This is a genomic window from Marinobacterium marisflavi, from assembly GCF_982447095.1.
In genome coordinates, this window is the sequence record NZ_OZ457898.1 from 201,509 (window position 1) to 219,621 (window position 18,113).

At 53.6% G+C, this 18,113-nt stretch carries 17 protein-coding genes and 1 tRNA gene; 5 read left to right on the plus strand and 13 right to left on the minus strand.

Features of this window, described 5'->3' with window-relative positions; translation table 11 throughout:
* Positions 1–45: 45 nt before the first annotated feature.
* On the plus strand, positions 46–2,061 hold the full coding sequence (gene rep / locus AC1WNR_RS00945; RefSeq protein ID WP_481642691.1) for a DNA helicase Rep: 2,016 nt from the start codon (positions 46–48) through the stop codon (positions 2,059–2,061).
* A 4-nt stretch (positions 2,062–2,065) separates the two neighbouring features.
* Here the strand turns inward: rep and AC1WNR_RS00950 are convergent, their stop codons facing one another.
* The 4 genes from AC1WNR_RS00950 to AC1WNR_RS00965 form a co-directional block, all read right to left on the minus strand.
* On the minus strand, positions 2,066–3,001 hold the full coding sequence (locus AC1WNR_RS00950) for a substrate-binding domain-containing protein (RefSeq protein WP_481642692.1): 936 nt from the start codon (positions 2,999–3,001) through the stop codon (positions 2,066–2,068).
* 22 nt (positions 3,002–3,023) lie between these two features.
* Positions 3,024–5,606: a PAS-domain containing protein gene (locus tag AC1WNR_RS00955; RefSeq protein ID WP_481642693.1), complete on the minus strand. Its 2,583-nt coding sequence runs from the start codon at positions 5,604–5,606 to the stop codon at positions 3,024–3,026.
* Entirely contained in the window at positions 5,600–6,343 is a 744-nt protein-coding gene (locus tag AC1WNR_RS00960) for a response regulator (protein ID WP_481642694.1), read from the minus strand. The genes AC1WNR_RS00955 and AC1WNR_RS00960 overlap by 7 nt, the downstream gene beginning before the upstream one ends.
* A gap of 118 nt (positions 6,344–6,461) precedes the next feature.
* Positions 6,462–6,878 (minus strand): c-type cytochrome, encoded by a 417-nt coding sequence (locus tag AC1WNR_RS00965; RefSeq protein ID WP_481642695.1) that lies wholly within the window; start codon positions 6,876–6,878, stop codon positions 6,462–6,464.
* 242 nt (positions 6,879–7,120) lie between these two features.
* On the opposite strand from AC1WNR_RS00965, the gene AC1WNR_RS00970 reads away from it, so the two are divergent.
* Both AC1WNR_RS00970 and AC1WNR_RS00975 read left to right on the plus strand, forming a co-directional pair.
* Positions 7,121–7,197, plus strand: a tRNA-Arg gene (locus tag AC1WNR_RS00970).
* 17 nt (positions 7,198–7,214) lie between these two features.
* Positions 7,215–7,520: a glutaredoxin family protein gene (locus AC1WNR_RS00975; protein WP_481642696.1), complete on the plus strand. Its 306-nt coding sequence runs from the start codon at positions 7,215–7,217 to the stop codon at positions 7,518–7,520.
* 3 nt (positions 7,521–7,523) lie between these two features.
* Here AC1WNR_RS00975 and rlmE read toward each other — a convergent pair whose 3' ends face one another.
* Positions 7,524–8,144, minus strand: coding sequence for a 23S rRNA (uridine(2552)-2'-O)-methyltransferase RlmE (rlmE, locus tag AC1WNR_RS00980; protein ID WP_481642697.1), 621 nt, complete (start codon positions 8,142–8,144; stop codon positions 7,524–7,526).
* Positions 8,145–8,274: 130 nt separating this feature from the next.
* On the opposite strand from rlmE, the gene AC1WNR_RS00985 reads away from it, so the two are divergent.
* Positions 8,275–8,997 carry a TrmH family RNA methyltransferase gene (locus tag AC1WNR_RS00985; protein ID WP_481642698.1) on the plus strand — a complete coding sequence of 241 codons (723 nt, stop codon included), beginning with the start codon at positions 8,275–8,277 and terminating at the stop codon, positions 8,995–8,997.
* On the opposite strand, the gene AC1WNR_RS00990 is transcribed toward AC1WNR_RS00985, so the two are convergent.
* The 3 genes from AC1WNR_RS00990 to rluF are packed head-to-tail and all read right to left on the minus strand — an operon-like array spanning position 8,994 to position 12,410.
* Positions 8,994–10,193, minus strand: coding sequence for a phosphoglycerate dehydrogenase (locus AC1WNR_RS00990; protein ID WP_481642699.1), 1,200 nt, complete (start codon positions 10,191–10,193; stop codon positions 8,994–8,996). The genes AC1WNR_RS00985 and AC1WNR_RS00990 overlap by 4 nt on opposite strands.
* Positions 10,194–10,247: 54 nt before the next feature.
* Positions 10,248–11,363, minus strand: coding sequence for a phosphoserine transaminase (locus AC1WNR_RS00995; RefSeq protein ID WP_481642700.1), 1,116 nt, complete (start codon positions 11,361–11,363; stop codon positions 10,248–10,250).
* Positions 11,364–11,381: 18 nt separating this feature from the next.
* The gene (gene rluF / locus AC1WNR_RS01000; protein WP_481645344.1) at positions 11,382–12,410 is read right to left on the minus strand and encodes a 23S rRNA pseudouridine(2604) synthase RluF; all 1,029 of its coding nucleotides are present in this window, start codon (positions 12,408–12,410) and stop codon (positions 11,382–11,384) included.
* A 163-nt stretch (positions 12,411–12,573) separates the two neighbouring features.
* Between rluF and AC1WNR_RS01005 the strand changes: the two genes are divergently transcribed.
* The gene (locus tag AC1WNR_RS01005; protein ID WP_481642701.1) at positions 12,574–13,398 is read left to right on the plus strand and encodes a DUF6279 family lipoprotein; all 825 of its coding nucleotides are present in this window, start codon (positions 12,574–12,576) and stop codon (positions 13,396–13,398) included.
* A gap of 6 nt (positions 13,399–13,404) precedes the next feature.
* Here AC1WNR_RS01005 and AC1WNR_RS01010 read toward each other — a convergent pair whose 3' ends face one another.
* The 5 genes from AC1WNR_RS01010 to AC1WNR_RS01030 form a co-directional block, all read right to left on the minus strand.
* On the minus strand, positions 13,405–14,547 hold the full coding sequence (locus AC1WNR_RS01010) for a cobalamin-independent methionine synthase II family protein (protein WP_481642702.1): 1,143 nt from the start codon (positions 14,545–14,547) through the stop codon (positions 13,405–13,407).
* Between the two features lie 24 nt (positions 14,548–14,571).
* Positions 14,572–14,991 (minus strand): nuclear transport factor 2 family protein, encoded by a 420-nt coding sequence (locus AC1WNR_RS01015; protein ID WP_481642703.1) that lies wholly within the window; start codon positions 14,989–14,991, stop codon positions 14,572–14,574.
* A gap of 154 nt (positions 14,992–15,145) precedes the next feature.
* Entirely contained in the window at positions 15,146–16,258 is a 1,113-nt protein-coding gene (locus tag AC1WNR_RS01020; protein WP_481642704.1) for an ABC transporter ATP-binding protein, read from the minus strand.
* Positions 16,259–16,262: 4 nt separating this feature from the next.
* A complete protein-coding gene (locus tag AC1WNR_RS01025) occupies positions 16,263–17,144 on the minus strand; it encodes a carbohydrate ABC transporter permease (RefSeq protein ID WP_481642705.1) in 882 nt (293 codons plus the stop codon).
* Positions 17,144–18,040, minus strand: a complete 897-nt coding sequence (locus AC1WNR_RS01030; RefSeq protein WP_481642706.1) for a carbohydrate ABC transporter permease — start codon at positions 18,038–18,040, stop codon at positions 17,144–17,146. The genes AC1WNR_RS01025 and AC1WNR_RS01030 overlap by 1 nt, the downstream gene beginning before the upstream one ends.
* Positions 18,041–18,113: the final 73 nt, after the last annotated feature.

Genomic DNA, 18,113 nt, shown 5'->3' on the forward strand with positions numbered 1-18,113 from the left:
GAGGGTGTAAACTTGTCGCCCGCATAACACTGCCGAGTACACTGCATGTCACGACTCAATCCACGCCAAAAAGAAGCTGTCGAATATATCGGCGGGCCGCTGTTGGTGCTGGCCGGTGCAGGTTCGGGCAAAACCAGTGTAATCACCCGCAAGATCGCCTACCTAATCGAAACCTGCGGCATCGAGGCGCGCAATATCGCTGCGGTCACATTTACCAACAAAGCAGCGCGCGAGATGAAAGAGCGTGTGCTGCAACTGGTGCAAGGGAAGGCGAGTCGCGGTTTGACGGTCTCAACTTTCCACAACCTTGGGCTCACCATCATTCGGCGTGAGCACAGAGCGCTGGGAATGAAACCGGGCTTTTCTCTTTTTGATGATCAGGATTCGCGCATCCTGATACGTGATCTACTGCTGCATCATGATGAGGATGCCGACCACGTGAATACCGTGCAGAATCAGATCTCTGCGTGGAAGAACGAGATGATCACGCCGCAGCAAGCGATCGCCCAAGCGGATGGTCCGTTAGAAGTTCTCTGCTCTCGCGCCTATGAGGCGTACGAGCGCTCGTTGCGGGCATATAATGCGGTCGATTTTGACGACCTGATACTTGTGCCCGTTCGCCTGTTCGATGAAAACCCCGAAGTTCTCACCCGCTGGCAGAATAAGATCCGCTACCTTTTAGTCGATGAGTATCAGGATACCAACCTATCGCAGTATCGTTTGGTGCGTCAGCTAGTGGGTCACCGTACGGGGCTGACTGTCGTCGGTGATGATGATCAGTCTATCTATGCCTGGCGTGGCGCGCGTCCTGAGAACTTGGCGCAACTCCAGAATGACTTTCCAAGTCTGAAACTCGTGAAGCTAGAGCAGAACTACCGCTCAACTAGCCGAATCTTGAAAGCCGCCAATACGCTTATTGCCAATAACCCGCACGTGTTTGAGAAGACCCTATGGAGTGAGATGGGCATGGGCGACCCGATTAGGGTTATTCATGTACCCCATGAGGATGCAGAGTGTGAGCGTATCGCCACTGAGATTCTAGAACGTCATATTCGAGAAAAGGCACCGTTTAAAGACTTCGCCATTCTCTACCGTGGCAACCATCAGGCGCGCTTGCTAGAGATCAAACTGCAGAACTTTAAGGTGCCCTACAAGCTCAGCGGCGGTACCTCTTTCTTCGCACGCGCGGAGATCAAAGATCTGATGGGCTATTTCAAAGTACTGATCAATCGTGATGATGACAATGCGTTCTTGCGCATCATCAACGTACCTCGGCGTGAGATAGGCCCTGCAACGCTGCTGGCGTTGGGCGAATATGCGACGGGGCGCGGTGTTAGCCTCTATGCCGCAATTAACGAAATTGGCGTTGAGCAGGTACTCAAACCTCAAGCATTAGCGCGTCTGCGAAGCTTTAGCGAGATGATGGAGCGCCTACACGATCAGTGTCAGCGCGCGAATCCTATCACCGCCATACACGACTTGATCGCTGAGATCGGTTATGAGGACTGGATCCGCTCCAACTGCTCCAGTGACGGTGTTGCCGAGAAGCGGATACAAAACGTGTGGTTCTTGGTGGAGTCGTTGAAAAACACCTTGGAGCGTCTTCAGGAGGACGAGCCGGATGCCGGTATTGAAGAGGCGATATCACGTCTCGTACTGCTGGACTTACTGGAACGCCAGGAAGAGGAGGATGACTCCGATCGCGTGCAGTTAATGACGCTACACGCCTCCAAAGGGCTGGAGTTTCCGCACGTCTACCTAATGGGTGTGGAGGAGGATCTTTTACCGCACCGCAACTCGATTGATAGCGACACAGTCGAGGAGGAGCGCCGCCTCGCTTATGTGGGTATCACACGCGCCCAGCGTACGCTGGCTCTGACGCTAGCGAGCAAACGCAAGCAGTTTGGCGAGTGGCAGAACTGCGAACCCAGTCGGTTCCTAGAGGAGCTACCTCAGGAAGATCTTGAGGTAGAGGGGAAGGGGCAGATGGACCCCGAGCGTAATCGTGCGCGGGGTAAGCAGACATTGGCTGGGCTACGAAGCCTGCTCGACGATCTCTAACCTTTTACCAGGTTCGGTAGCTCCAGACATTTCGCACAGTTATGAGCTCGGTCTCTATTTTACGAGTGGGTTGAGTGAGTACTTCGCCAGCCGCCAGGCGTATTCCCAGCTCTGCAGCGAGTGCGCCAATTTTTGATGGAAACTGTGCTGCCGTCGCTTTGATCAATGTGTCGTCCTCTTTAATGCGCAGTTTGGCCTCGGGTGCGCCATCAACGCTTACAATCATCACATCATCTCGACCGGCGGCCAGCGCCGCCTGCTCGGCGCCCATTGCGCTGGGGTCGTTGATTGCAAACACGGCATTAATCTCTGGAAAGGCGGTAAGCAGGTGAGTCATGCGCTCGAAGCCCCCATCAAAGGTGCCACCGCCGTTCTGATCGGTATCCAGCACCTCAATAGCGCTGTGCTGTGCGAGCACATCGAGACAGCCATCAATGCGGTCGATGATAGAGGAGACGGGGGGGCCATTAATAACGCCAACCGTACCTTTGCCCTTCAGTTGCTCGGCAATGTAATCACAGCTGATGCTGCCAGCTTGGTTGTTATCCGTCGTGATGGTTGCATCAACGCCCTCGGCTTTCACGTCGACGGCGATAACCTTTGCACCTTTGGCACGCAGCTCTGTGATTGTCTCTGTGAGACCATCGTAGCTCGCCGCTGAGACCAGCATGATGTGATATCCCTCAGTGAAGAAGCGTTGGAGCTGACGCGATTGACGCTGCAGGTCGTAGGCGCTGGAGACGACTAGAACATCAACACCACCCGCTATGCGACCCGCCTCAGCTTCGGCTGCGCGTGAGAGCTGCCGAAAATAGGGGTTGGATAGGTCCGAGACTGAGATGCCGATTTTTAACGGTTTCTGCTCTTGGGCGTTGGACAGCGGTATCCAGCTTAGACTCAAGGCTAGGGTTAGGGCGCTAAGCCAGTATCGATTGTGCATCGCTGAACTCTCCATTCTTGTTCTATGCCAACGCTTGATTGAGGCGTTCCAGTAGCGCCTCTTTGCTGTACGGCTTTGCCAGTACAGTCGCAGTGCTATCCAATCCAAAACTCTCAGTCAGTTGTTCTGGAGGTAATCCCGATGTCAGTACAACCGCCGTTTTGGGCCAGTCTCGCGCTATTTGCTGCATCAGGTCGATACCGGTTCGGCGCTCGCCTAGGTTGATATCGGTAAATACCAGTTGAATATCCGAGTTGCTCTCTAATGATCCTATGGCGGAATCATAGTCAGCAGTGGCGGTCGGCGAAAAACCTAACTCGGTCAGCATGTCGGTGATCATGGCGCGCACCTGCGGGTCATCCTCTACCACCAGAATCTGCTGGCCGTGGCCTCGTTGCGCGGTACTCCTTGGTGCGTCGCTAAGAGCGTCCCTCTCATCGATCTCCAGAGGGTCGGTGACTGGCATCCAGATTGAGATCTTTGTCCCTTGGCCAACTTTGGAGTCAATATGTAGTTCGCCATCTGATTGCTTCACAAAGCCGTAAACCATACTTAATCCAAGGCCGCTACCTTCACCCACCTTCTTGGTGGTAAAGAAAGGCTCAAATACGCGGCTTAGGAATTCTGGGGCAATACCTGAGCCCGTATCGATGACATCCAAAAGCACACCGAAGTCGCCCGCCGGACCCGCTTTCAGGGCTGTTCGTAATACTAGCTTGCCACCCTCAGGCATTGCACTGGCGCTGTTAATCGCGAGGTTCAGCAGAGAGTTCTCCATCTGTCCCGGGTCGAGTAGGCTCAGCGCATCTGGAGCTTGAAGGTCGAGCTGAATATCTATTTTACTGCCGACAGAGTACTCCAGCAGGTCGCGTATTCCCTCGATGAGTTCATCGATGATGGTGAGCTCGGGTTCTAGGCGTTGCTTACGCGAGAAAGCTAGAAGGCGTTGGGTTAGCTGCTCGCCGCGCTCAGCGGCGGTGAGTGCGCGTTCAGCGGCACCTCGTGCCTTGTCAGCCTTGTCTAAACGCATCTCTACAAGTTGCAGGTTACCGATGACCGCTGCTAGCAGGTTGTTGAAGTCATGGGCCACGCCTCCCGTGAGCTGGCCAAGTACCTCCATCTTTTGAGCTTGGCGCAGTTGGGACTCAATCTCTTTCCGCTCTGTAAGGTCAGAGTAGAGGGTAACAAAACCACCCTCAGGCAGCGGGCTAGAGCGGAACTCTACGATTCGACCATCCTCGAAACGGCGTTCAAATCTTTGAGCGGTCTGCTGGCGCTTCACGCGTAGCTCATCGCGGTCAAGTACACCCCCTTTCAAACTCCAGCTATCCTGTGCCGCTTCTGGCAATAATTGGGTGATTGCCTCCATCGGCATGCCGGGCTGCAGCTCGCTCACCGGCAGTTTAAGCATTGAGGCGTATTGCGGGTTCCAGGCGCGTAACCGGTCGTGCTTATCGAACACACTCAAACCGTCGTTGATGCTGCTAAAAACCGTCTCCAACAGCTTGGTTTGCTGGCGCAGTGAGTCACCCATCTCCTTTATTTCCTGTGCATTGCGCTGGAAAACGCCAAAGGCGGTCACGAGCTCACCGATCTCATCGTTCTCTTTGACGCGTGGGGGAGATGCGGAGCGGTCGGCCCGGGAGAGGCGTGTCATCATTGAAGTGACTGCGGCAAGATTTTTTGATAACCGTCCCACAATCACAATACCGGCGATCGCGACGATCACACAGAGTGCAGTCAGTAGGGTGATACGCGTGAGGCCCTGAGCAAGCTGGTCATTCACCTCGGCTGAGCGACTGTTGGCCAGTGCCTCAGCGCTGGCAACGAAGCCACCCACTTCTATGCTTAACTGGTCGGCAATGGCACGGGTGGTCGAAAGTAGAAAGCGCCCTTGTTGTTCCAGGATCAACTCGGTGCGTTTAAGTTCAAACAGGTTGCCCGGATCAATTGCGGCGTGCTCAATGGTGCGTTGCCACTCCCGGTTCTGTCCGAGTAGTAGAGGGTCCATCTGCAGGTACTGCATGCGTACTCGTTGATTCAGGCGCGCCAGTTCACCGATGCTATTAAGTTTAGTACTCAGTTGCATCCGTTCGGCCATAAGCAGAATCTCTGAGCCCTCTGTTTCGTCTAACATCTGGACCGAGGCTACAAGGCTGTCGATATCGTATTCGAACTGCAATAGGTCTTCGCGCAGAAAGAGCCGCTGATTCGTAAGTTCAACTAGCCGGGTTACCGTCTGCTCTAGCTGTGATAGCAACTCCTGTAATCGCGGAGCTGTTTTTTCAAGCTCAGGTATTGAGTCGGCCAGCTCCAAAACTAGCCGGGTACGTTCCTGTAGGTCTTCACTCTCCGAGCGCAGGGTCGATGCACTCGCTGCGTTAGTGAGGTAGGGTGCGGCCGCTGCAAGGTTGGAGGTTCGTTCTGCCAGCTCAAGAGAGCGGGAAATATCGGGCAGGGCATCTGCCTGAAAGGCCGTGAGTGCGCGATTTGCGTCTTGGAGAATATTCCAACTTACGGTAGCGAGCGTCAGCGTTGCGAAGATCAAAAAGAAAAACGCCAGCATTAAGCGTGTTCGTACCCGCATGCTGAAGTTGTTTAGCACGCTCGAACCTCTTCGCGGAAAATGTAGCCCAAACCGCGCTCTGTTTGGATGTAGCGTGGTCGGCGCGAGTCCGGCTCAATTTTGCGACGTAGGCGCAGTATCAGCACATCAATCGTACGGTCAAACACGTCGGCCTGCATGCCGCGTGTCGCCTCCAACAACTGCTCGCGGCTGTAGACACGGTTAGGCGAGCGCACGAGTACTTCCAGTAACGAGAATTCGGCAAAGGTGAGTTGCTCAAGTTTTCCATCGGGGCGCGTCAGCGTGCGTGACGTAAAGTTGATGATCCAGTTATCAAAGCAGAGCTGTTCGAGCTCTACGCTGGGCGTGGCAATTGCCGACTCGGTCACAGGGACAGCTTGTGGTTTGGCGCGACGCAAGAGGGCACGAATGCGTGCGATCAGTTCGCGATTGTTGAAGGGTTTCATCATGAAGTCATCGGCTGCCAGCTCAAGACCCACAATGCGGTCGGTCTCATCACCTTTGCCGGTCAGCATTAGAATCGGAAGGTCGGAATCGGTCCGTACAGCGCGGGCTAATTCCATACCATCTTCGGCCTGCAGTCGTAGATCGAGCAACAGCAGATCCACATCGTTGGCAGCTAGATGCTCACGCATCTGCGCGCCATCGGCGGCTAACAGCGGAGTAAACCCGTGCGATGACAAAAGATCCGCCAAGAGTTCACGAATCTCGATTTCATCATCGACAACTAGAATGCGAGGAGTGACCTCATTCATTACGCGTTGGTGCTCTTATTATTCTCTGTATGAGCCTGCATTATTGCAGATACGGTGGGTACTGATAAGACAAAAAAATCCCCGCATGAGGCGGGGATTATTCAAGGTTTTTTGGTGCTTACTGCGAGTTCGCGATCATATCTTCGATCGCCAGTTTGATCTCGTCGTCAGAACAGTCACCGCAGGTACCGCGAGCAGGCATGTTGCCGATACCGTTGATTGCGTTGGTTACCAGCATATCGAGACCTTTCTCGTCGAGACGAGCCGCCCAGTCACCAGTACCGGTTTTCGGTGCGCCCAGTACACCGGCGTTGTGACAGCCTGCACAAGCCTGCGCCACGATATCTGCGCCAGTACGCGCTCCGCCCGCTGCAGCTGCTGCAGCCGTACCACAGCTGTCATCGCCCTGAAGGCAGACGCTGCCGACAGGTTTGATGCGCTCGATGATCGCCTCATCGCTTGTTGCAGCATGAATAGTAACTGACAGAGCCAGAACTCCCAGAGCAGCCGAAGCTTTAGCAAACAATGTTTTCACAGGTGTGACCTCATACATAGTTTTGTTGCTGTCGCCTAAGAGTAGATACTCTTATAGCCAACAGACTGAAATTTGGCGGCGATTATACCGACAAATTATGCACAAGCGAAATATGAATTGGACTAACGGCCTAGCCAAGCTTGCAATGGGATAGTTTGCAGGTAATATGCGTCATCTCTCGTAAGCGATATAACGAGTCTATCTCGTCGTTGGATAGCACTATACAATTTAGGAAAAATTACGCGCCCGTAGCTCAGCTGGATAGAGTAGCAGGTTCCGATCCTGTTGGTCGGGGGTTCGAATCCCTCCGGGCGCGCCACCTAAAGGTATTATCAGATGAACATCACCCTCTACTCCAAGCCCGCGTGCCCTGGCTGTGACCAGATCAAAAACTACCTAAAGGCGGCCCAGGCTACCTATACTACCGTTACTGCTGGCGTAGATCTGTCTGTTGAGGATATGCAGGCAGAGGTACTAGAGAAAACAGGTCAGGCGCTGACTACTGTACCTTTCGTACTGATTGATGGTGAAGTGCTGGGTGGGCTGGACAAGTTCATGCCCTGGTTCCGTGAGCACAAAGATGGCCTGAAAGAGGCGACTGCCAAAGATGAAGACATGGATCTTGGCGATCTCAGTCTCTGACACTTAGCCCTTAAAGCCTCGACCCACGACATACACCTCACGTGATCTAGCACGTGAGGAGTCAGGCTTGCGAATCACTACGCTGTCGAACTGCTCGCGCACCTGCGCAACAAAGGCGTCGTAACCTTCCCCCTGAAACGCTTTAGCGACAAAGCTTCCCTTAGGTTTGAGCACTTGGTTAGCCATATCGAGGGCGAGTTCTATCAGATAAATTGAAGCGGCTTGGTCTGCTGAGGAGATACCGCTCAAGTTTGGTGCCATATCCGAGATCACTGCGTCCACGGGCTGGCCACCGATAGCCGCCATAATTTGGTCAAACACAGCCTCCTCGGTGAAGTCGCCCTGGATGAAGTCCACTCCCGGCAATGGGTCCATGGGTAGAATATCTGAGGCGATCAGTTTGCCGTGGTCACCTACAAGCTCCGAGGCCACCTGCGACCAGCCTCCCGGTGCTGAACCCAGATCGATTACCAGCATGCCCGGTTTTATCAGCTTATCTTTGTCGCTCAGCTCTTTGAGCTTATAGCTGGCACGCGAGCGGTAACCATCCTTCTGTGCCTGTTTCACAAAAGGGTCGTTGACGTGCTCTTTAAGCCAGCGCGCGCTGCTTTTTGATCGTGCCATTGCTACTACGAATCCGGTAAACGTGAATTAAGCGCGCATTATAGCGCTGCATCGCAGCCGCGCACAGAGAGCGGACTCGCGCGGAAAGTTAGGGGCGCGTATACTCTGCCAGCAAAGTAAAAGGCCCTCTATGAACCTCGATACCATCAAAAAACTGCAGCAGAAAAAGTACCGCAATGAACTGGGGTACTGCTTGGTCGAGGGTGAACACCTGATCTTGGAGTTGCAACAGGCGGCAAAGTCTCAGCCCGGCCTACTGCAGGCAGAGCTCTACCTTACTGAGCAGTACGAGAACTGGGAGACTGACTTTAAGGTCAACTTGGTCACGGCCAAACAGATGACGGCCCTAAGTGCGACCAAAAGCCCGCAAGGCATTTTGGCGGTACTACCAACTGATGCGATTAAACCGAGTTCAAATGCGTCCGAAGCCGGTATCTATTTTCATGAGATTCAAGATCCTGGCAACCTCGGTACTATCCTGCGCACGCTCGCTTGGTTTGGCGGCTACCGTTGTCTGCTAAGCCCGGGTTCGGTCGATCCGTTTAATCCCAAAGTGATTCGCGCCAGTATGGGGGCGATATTCCATGTGCCAATAGAGTTGGATGTTGAGCTAGACTCTCTATCCAAGCGCTACCAGAGGATAGGATGTCTCGATATGCAGGGGGACGCACTTAGCTCTGCGGCGTTTAAAGCCTGTGATTGTTATCTATTCGGCAACGAAGCCCGCGGTGTTCCACGCGAGCAGTTGAGCGCACTTAACGCTCAGGCCTTCACCATCCCTGGCGTTGGTCTAATTGAGTCACTAAACCTTGGTACCGCGGTTAGCCTGAGCGTCTACGAGCGTCAGCGTTAGATTAATCGCACACCGATAACCTGATCTACCGCCTTTACGGCGTCGATCAGTTCGCTGTCCGGCGCCTCCTCGATATCAATGATGTTGTAAGCGATATCACCACGGCTTTTATTCATCATATCGAGCACGTTTACATTATGCTCTGCCAGTACAGAGAGCACATGTCCCAGCACCCCAGAGACGTTTGCATTACAGAACGTGATACGTGCGCTACCTGCACGAGCCATGGTCACTGCAGGGAAATTAACAGAGTTTTTAACGTTGCCGTTCTCGAGGTAGTCCATTAGTTGCTCGGCAGCCATCACCGCGCAGTTCTCCTCAGCCTCGGCGGTGCTGGCACCGATATGAGGCATGGCGATCACGTCGGCACGACCGAGTAGACAGGGCTCAGGGAAATCACAGATGTACTGCGCCAGATTACCACCATCCAAACTCTGCACGATCGCCTCAGGATCAACGATCGCATCACGGGCAAAGTTGACCAGAATCATCCCTTTTTTAGCGGACTGCAGCGCCTCAGTATTGATCATATGCCGCGTTGCATCCAAGGCTGGCACATGAAGACTGACATAATCAGACTTTGCTAACAGAGACTGCAGGTTCTCCATACGCTCAACCTGGCTCGGTAGTCTCCAGGCGGCTTCCACCGAGAGGGCGGGGTCGTAGCCTAGCACCTTCATGCCCATAGCGAGCGCCATCTCCGCCACCATGGAACCGATCGCGCCGAGACCAACAACACCCAAGGTGCGGCCATAGAGCTCGTTGCCGGCAAAACGCTTCTTCTCTTTTTCGAGCAGTTTCGACATCTCGCTAGCGTCGGTGATATCGGTGAGACTCTGCACGTAACTCATCCCTTCGGTGATGCCGCGAGAGCCAAGTAGGAGGCCGGCCAGAACCAACTCCTTAACCGCATTGGCGTTGGCACCCGGCGTATTAAATACCACCACGCCACGTTTGGAGTACTGCTCGACAGGGATGTTGTTTACACCGGCACCCGCGCGGGCCACAGCGACGAGCGTGTCTGGGATAGGCTCGTCGTGCAATTTCTGGCTACGCAGTAGAAAAGCGTCAGGGTGGCCGATTTCGCTGGCCACCTCATAACGGTCGCGTGAGAAGCGATCAAGCCCTTTAACGGAGATCGCGTTGTACGTTTTGATCTTAAACTTGGCCGTCTCTGACCCTGTTGCTGCTGACATTGTTGTTCCTTTTCATTGTTATTTTTATTCTCAGACGTTGTCTAAGATCATCGGCTACTGTGTCGCTTGGGTGTAGGCCCAGCTTAGCCAAGGCATGAGTGCCTCAAGATCTGCTTCTTCAACCGTTGCACCCGCCCAGATACGCAGCCCAGCAGGTGCATCACGGTAGGCGCCAATATCATAGGCAACACCCTCGGCCTCAAGCAGTTTGGTCATCGCCTTAACCTGATCTTCATTCGCATCAAGAGTAAAGCAGACGCTCGTGTTTGAGAGAGTTGCAGGATCCTGTGCGAGGAAATGGATCCAGTCGTTGGCTGCAACAAAACGCTCCAGCACTGCCAGGTTTGCTTTTGACTTGTCGATAGCAGCCTGCTGCCCACCAATCGAGCGGATCCAGTCGAGCGCGTCCAGGTAGTCGGCTACCGCTAGCATTGACGGAGTATTAATAGTCGCACCCTTGAAAATACCCTCAATCAGTTTGCCGCCTTTGGTCATGCGGAAGATCTTTGGCATTGGCCAAGAGGGTGTGTATGTCTCGAGACGCTCAACCGCTCTGGGACTCAGAATTAGCATGCCATGAGCACCCTCACCCCCGAGCACTTTCTGCCAACTGAAAGTGACGACATCGAGCTTCTCCCAAGGCATCTCCATCGCGAAGACCGCAGACGTTGCATCACAAATGGTTAGCCCCTGACGGTCGTCAGCAATCCAGTCCGCATGAGGAACTTTTACACCGGCAGTGGTCCCGTTCCAGGCGAAGACAACGTCGTTATCGCAGTTCACCTGTGTCAGGTCAGGTAGCTGGCCGTAGTCTGCTTTTAACTCAGTAACATTTTCGAGTTTCAGCTGTTTGGTGATATCCGATAGCCAGTCAGAACTGAACGCCTCCCATGCCAGTACATCGACTGGACGTGCACCCAGCAGAGACCAGAGTGCCATCTCAACCGCACCGGTATCAGACGCTGGCACAACACCCACGCGGTAGCCTGCCGGCAGGCCGAGGATATCGGCTGTATCGCTGCAGGCACGCTCTAAAGCTGATTTGCCAATCGCAGAGCGGTGCGAGCGGCCCAGCGTAGTCAGATCGAGTTGGTTAACGTCGTATCCTGGTCGCTTGCTGCACGGGCCTGATGAGAAGTTGGGATTGTTGGGCTTAACCTGTGGTTTCATGATCGTCCTCATTAACGATTAACGCCGCCTCGATGGGCGCTTAGGTGTTCCATTGTTGGCACTGTTACCGCGGCTAGATGGTTTACCTGCCCGCGGCCCCTTAGTTGTCTGTTTTGCTCCACGAGCACCGGGAGCGGCTTTACTGCTTGTGTTCGTTCGGCCTCGACCAGGGGGTTTCTGACTACTTGCGCCAGCACGTGTCTTAGCAGGCTGCTTTGCCCCTCTCTCTTTACCCTGACCTTGGCTTACTTGCGCTTTCGCTGCGCCGGCAGCGTTTGATTTACGTGGTGTATGGCCACGCTTTTTAGTGCCGGGTTTTGCTTCAGATGAAGAGTGCTCTACTGACTTTAGCAGCGTCCCCAGCTCTTTCTCTGTCAGGTCGCGCCACTCGCCAACTGGCAGCTTGTTCAAGCTAACATTCATGATGCGCGTGCGTTCGAGTTTCACTACCTCGTAGCCAAAATGCTCACACATACGCCGGATCTGTCGGTTTAAACCCTGAACCAACGTAATGTTGAATACGAAAGGCGCGAGTTTCTCTACTGGGCACTTTTTGGTCATAGTGCCGAGAATGGGCACGCCACCTGCCATACCTTGGATAAACTTGTCGGTAATCGGCTTATTCACTGTAACCACGTACTCTTTCTCGTGGTTATTACCTGCACGCAGTACTTTATTAACCAGGTCGCCATTGTTGGTTAGAAAGATCAGCCCCTGTGAGTCTTTGTCGAGACGTCCAATCGGAAAGATGCGCACACCGTGATTAACAAAATCGACAATGTTGTTGGGCCGGGTGGTTTCCGTGGTGGACTCAATGCCAACTGGCTTATTTAGCGCGATAAAAACAAAGTCTTCGGCGTCCTGTGGCTCAATAGTCTGGCCGTTAACTTTTACAAAATCGCCGGGGGATACCTGGTCACCTACCTGAGCCCGTTTGCCGTTTATAAAGACGTTACCCTGCTCAATATATCGGTCTGCCTCACGGCGCGAGCAGATGCCGCTCTCGCTAATATACTTATTGAGGCGTTTAGAGTTGGACGGGTAAATGGGGCACCACCTAGGTTTTTCACTTCAGGGTTGAACGAGTGGGTATTTAGCCCCAATTCCTCTTGAGTAGCAATCCAACCTCTGGCAATCCAACTTAGCAAGAGCACAGATCGAAACAGATCAGCTTGCGTATAGCTAGATGAGCGAGAAAGGAGCTTAATTGATGCGAAGATGGTTCGGACTTCTGTTGGCTGCACTGCTGTTGAGTGGCTGCGGTGCTAAGTTCGCGTACAACAATCTCAGTTTGATCACCCCCTGGTATGTGGATGACTATATCGACCTGACTGAGCAGCAACAGGTGATTTTCGACCGGCACCTCGAGAATCTGCATAGTTGGCATAGGCAAACCGAGTTGCCTGAGTATCGTCGGCTATTCAGCGACCTGCATCAGCACCTGCAGCAACCTGAGCTCGATCCACAGCTATTACGCACGAAGATCACCAAACTGAGAGGCCACTGGGATGCGCTGATTCAGCAGGCTAGCCCTGCTGTAATTGAGCTCAGTGCAACGCTGACCGACGCGCAGCGAGAAGCGTTTTTTGCTGCACTTGACGAGCGTAACCAGAAACGGCTCGAAAGGGCCGACACGCCAGTGGAGCACAAGCAGGAGAGCTTAGAGCGCATTGAGAAGTGGATGGGGCCCCTCTCCAAGCAGCAGCGCACCTGGGTGGAGCGTTTCGCCGCTGAGAACCCCGATTTAACAGAAGAGACGGTGGCTGCTCATCGCGCGTTTCAGGCTCAGCTCTCCAACCTGATGTCGCAAAGTACGATGGCGAGTTTCCCATCACGAGTCGGCGCTCTGCTGGCTGACGCACTGGGAGGGTCGCAAGAGGGACAAGAGCTGAACAGACTGCGCGAGCAGCAACTCAATGCCCGGGTGGAGCTGTTTCAAAAACTCTGGATTAGCGCCACCGACAATCAGAAGCGCAAAGTGCGCTCCCGATTAAAGGGGTACATCGATGATATCGATGATCTGTTAGAGGGTTAGCCGCTGTTAGCTGTTTGCCGCCGCCGCTTTGTCAGCGCCCTCGCGCAGCGCTTTGAGCTTCTTCCAGGTCACGCCGGGGTCTATCTTGCCATAGCCTGCAAAGGTACCGAATCCGCAGTCTGTGCTGGCTACAACACGGTCGATCCCCACAATATCGATAAACCGCTGCAAACGCTGAGCCACTAGGTCCGGGTGCTCAATGTAGTTGGAGCAGGTATCGATTAGTCCGGGAGCCAAAACCTTATTGTCTGGGATCTTGGCATCGCGCCAGACAATCCACTCATGTTCGTGGCGTGGGTTGGCGGCCTCAAATAGAACCGTTGCCGGACGCGCTTTGAGGATTGAGTCGATCACCTGAGTTAACGGGATATCATGGTCATGCGGTCCCTCGTAGTTACCCCAGCAGATATGCATGCGCATCTTCTCCGGTGCAATATTGGCGGTGGCAGCGTTAAGCGCCTCGATGTTAGCTGCCGCAATTTTGACGAACTCCTCATCGCTCAGATCTTGATAGCCTGTATGGCGCGACATCGCCAAATCAGGGCAGTCCAGCTGTAGGTAGAAGCCAGCATCAACAATCGCCTCGTACTCAGCGCGCATCGCGTCCACGAGATCCGCCAAGTAAGCTTCGTGAGATGGATAGAACTGGTTGGGCTGAAACGCGGTAATCAGACCAGGCGAGGCCGAGTTCATAAAGGCTTTTATCGGTTGGTTAACGGCACCTAGTGCGGTTTTGAAACGGCGAATATCGTCGTGTAGCGGCTGCAAGTTAACCAGTTTCACCTGATCGATACAGGCAGCCCGCACAAACTCCTGCGAACCCATGATTGCTGACAGCTTTTTCGCCAGATCAGGGTGGTTGGCGAGGTCGCGCGCAGGTTTGCGTGCAATATGCGCATCGCCGAAGCCGCTCAAGCGCTCTGTCATATAGGTGGAGTAGCCCACCTTGCCAAGTTCACCGTCGCTCACTACAGAGACGCCTGCGTCTATCTGGTGGCGTAGTGCATCTTCAATTTCACTCTCTACTAGGGTGTCAAAGGCTGCATCGTCCGTATGTTTGCCGTGATCGCGGGCAATCAACACCTCGGCAAGCTCCATGCTGCGTGGTAGGCTGCCAACGTGGCTTGTATCTATCTGCTTCGAACTCATCTTGTTGCTCTCTTATTTTTCTTGTTAGCTGGCGCGCAGGTCGACTGACCCGAGGCGTTGACTGAATAACCACTGGCCATCGACGCGCTCTAACCGGTCTTTAAATCGACCGATTAGATAGGGTGGTTTGGACTCGGTGGAGTTGATAGGTGCCGTGTAAAGCAGGACGTAGCTCAGTGCTTCGGCTCTGTTCTCGTCGACAATGTCGACCAATATGTTACTGATGAAGTGGCGGCTGATCCGCAGTGGACGCGCTTTGAAGGCGGCAAGTATCGCCTCTTTGCCGCTGAGAATATCCTGAGGCTGACTGGGTCGGGCGAATTCGCCCGATTCGGTAAACATCCCGACCATCTCGTCGTATGCGTTTTCATCATTAAGCACGGCAAAACGTTTAATTAGTCGTTCGCACTGGTGCTCAGCAAGCATCCTTTCAGCCGGTGTCATCCCGCCTCCGATCTGTTGTCATTATTGGATAGACCAAATGAGATACGCGCCACGTCTGAGTAGCGGATTAGCCTTGGCTAGTTATACATAAAAAAGCCCGCCGATGTCTCCATTGGCGGGCCTTATTAGCTGTAAGAATAGCTATGATAAGCGCTCAGGGTTTGATGCGCTCTTCGCTCTGTGGATCGAAGGCTACGGCCTTGTCCATGTTGATCGCAAAATCGAAGCTCTGCTCCGGTGCTATGTTCACATCGGCACGCATACGTGCGATTACATCTTTACCTGAGAGTGTCATTGTCACGAAGGTATCAGAGCCCGCTGGCTCGGTGACGCCTACCGTGTTGGTCAGGTGCTGCACGTTAGTTGCATTGCGGTCTGCACCCTCAGAGTCGGTGATCGCCTCAGGGCGAATGCCCAGCAGAATCTCTTTGCCGTTCCACTCTTGCAGGTAGTTGGTGTTGAACTTCAGCTGCTGCTTGGCTCCGTTTGAATCTTCGATCTCGGCGTAAGCATCATCACCGTTGATAACCACTTTGGCAGGCACGATGTTCATCGCTGGGCTACCCATAAAGGTGGCTACAAACACGTTGGCAGGGGTGTCATAGATCTCTTGTGGGGTGCCAAGCTGCTGTACGTAACCGTTGTACATAACTGCGATACGCGTAGAGAGCGTTAGCGCCTCGATCTGGTCATGAGTTACGTAAACTACTGTTGTTTTCAGCTTCTGGTGCAGCTTCTTAATCTCAGTACGCATATCAACACGCAGTTTCGCGTCGAGGTTAGAGAGCGGCTCGTCGAACAGGAATACGTCGGGGTTACGTACCAGGGCACGGCCCATGGCAACACGCTGGCGCTGACCGCCGGAGAGCTGACCTGGCTTGCGATCCAGTAGGTGGTCGATCTGCAGCAGCGACGCAACATCGGCCATAGCCTTATCACGTTCAGCCTTAGGTACGCCGTGCATCTCCAGGCCAAAGGTGATGTTCTGACCTACAGTCATGTTGGGGTAGAGCGCGTAGCTCTGGAACACCATCGCGATGTTTCGACGTGATGGGTGTACGCCATTCACCACGCGACCGTTGATAGAGATCTCACCTGAAGTGATCTCCTCAAGACCGGCGATCATGTTCAACAGGGTTGATTTACCACAGCCAGACGGGCCGACAAGTACGAGGAACTCACCCTCCTGCACGCTGATATCTACGCGGTGCAGTACTTCGGTATTACCGTAAGCTTTGGTGACGTTAGCAATATCAAGAAAGCCCATAATTTTATCCTTTTACTGAACCCGCCATCAGGCCGCGGACGAAGTAGCGTCCGGCGACAATGTAGACGAGCAGAGTTGGCATGGCGGCTAGAATGGCGCCTGCAAAGTGTACGTTGTACTCCTTAACACCCGTTGAGGAGTTAACCAGGTTGTTCAGTGCGACTGTCATTGGCATCGAGTCCACGTCGGCAAATGAGGCACCGAAGAGGAAGTCATTCCAAATGTTGGTGAACTGCCAAATGATCGATACCACCGCGATCGGTCCCGATACCGGCAGCATGATGCGCCAGAAGATGCGGAAGAAGCCAGCACCATCAATCTGCGCTGCACGCACCAGTTCAGTTGGGAATGCTGCATAGTAGTTACGGAAGTAGAGGGTCGTGAAGCCCAAGCCGTAGACCACGTGAACCAGCACCAAACCTGGTGTTGAGCCTGCCAGCCCCATGATGCCAAGCATACGAGCCATGGGGATCAGGATGATCTGGAATGGAATGAAGCAGGAGAAGAGCAGCAGACCAAAAACGATGTTATCGAAACGGAAGCGCCATTTAGTCAGGACGTAGCCGTTCAATGCGCCCAGAACTGTAGAGATCGCTACAGCAGGCACCACCATAAGAATGGAGTTCCAGAAGTAGGGCTTAAGTCCGGTTGGCTCTACACCAATTTGCGCAGACGACCAAGCCGCCAACCAAGCGTCTATGGTCCAAGTCTCTGGTATCGCCATCATGTTACCGCCGGTCACTTCAGCCAGAGGCTTGAGTGAGTTGGACAGCATCACGTAGAAAGGCACCAAGTAGAACAACGCGAACATTACCAGTACAAGGTAGATCGTCGCGCGGACGAAACCGCCGGTGCGTACCGCTGTATCTTGAGAAGCAACAGACATTATTTCTTCTCCTTCAGTTCAGCGTAGATGTACGGGGTCATAACAGCGGCGATGGTCATCAGCATGATTACCGCGGATGCCGCACCTATACCCATGGAGTTACGTGTAAAGGTGTAGGAGTACATGAACGTCGCTGGTAGTTCAGTTGCTCGGCCAGGTCCACCACCGGTAAGGGCGATAACCAAGTCGTAAGACTTAACGGCAAGGTGTGCCAAAATCACGACTGCAGAGAGGAACGCAGGGCGCAACAGAGGGATGACGATGCGACGGTAGAGGCTCCAGTTTGAAGCACCGTCGATCTGTGCTGCTTTAAGAATCTCATTGTCGATGCCACGCAGGCCCGCCAGGAACATCGCCATAACGAAACCACTGGTCTGCCACACAGCGGCAATCACAACGGTGTAAATCGCCATATCGCGGTCTTTGATCCAGCGGAACTCGAATGACTCCCAACCCCACATCTGCATGGTATTTTGCAGACCTAGACCCGGATCAAGGAACCACTTCCAAGCAGTACCGGTCACGATGAACGACAGTGCCATAGGGTAGAGGTAGAGTGGACGTAGCACGCCTTCGCCACGGATCTTTTGGTCTAGCAAGATCGCTAGCGTCAGGCCGATGAGCGTACAGATGCCGATGTAAAGTGTCGCAAAAACTGCGAGGTTAGTAACTGCGGTCCACCAGGCGCGCAGGCCCCAGAGTTTTACGTAGTTATCGATACCGAGCCAGTCATAGCTGGGCAGCATCTTCGAGTCAGTAAAACTGAGGTAAACGGTGAACACGATAAAGCCGTAAACAAACACAACCATGGCTGCGACAGTCGGCGATAACACGAGCTTGGGCAGGAGATCCTGTAGTCTCGTGCGGAAATCGGCTTCACTTGCGTGATTGGCCATATCCCCTCCTAAATTCGTGCGCTGGCACGAATCAATAATTCAAATGTGCTTAAAGATCAGGGTGTAGCAGAAG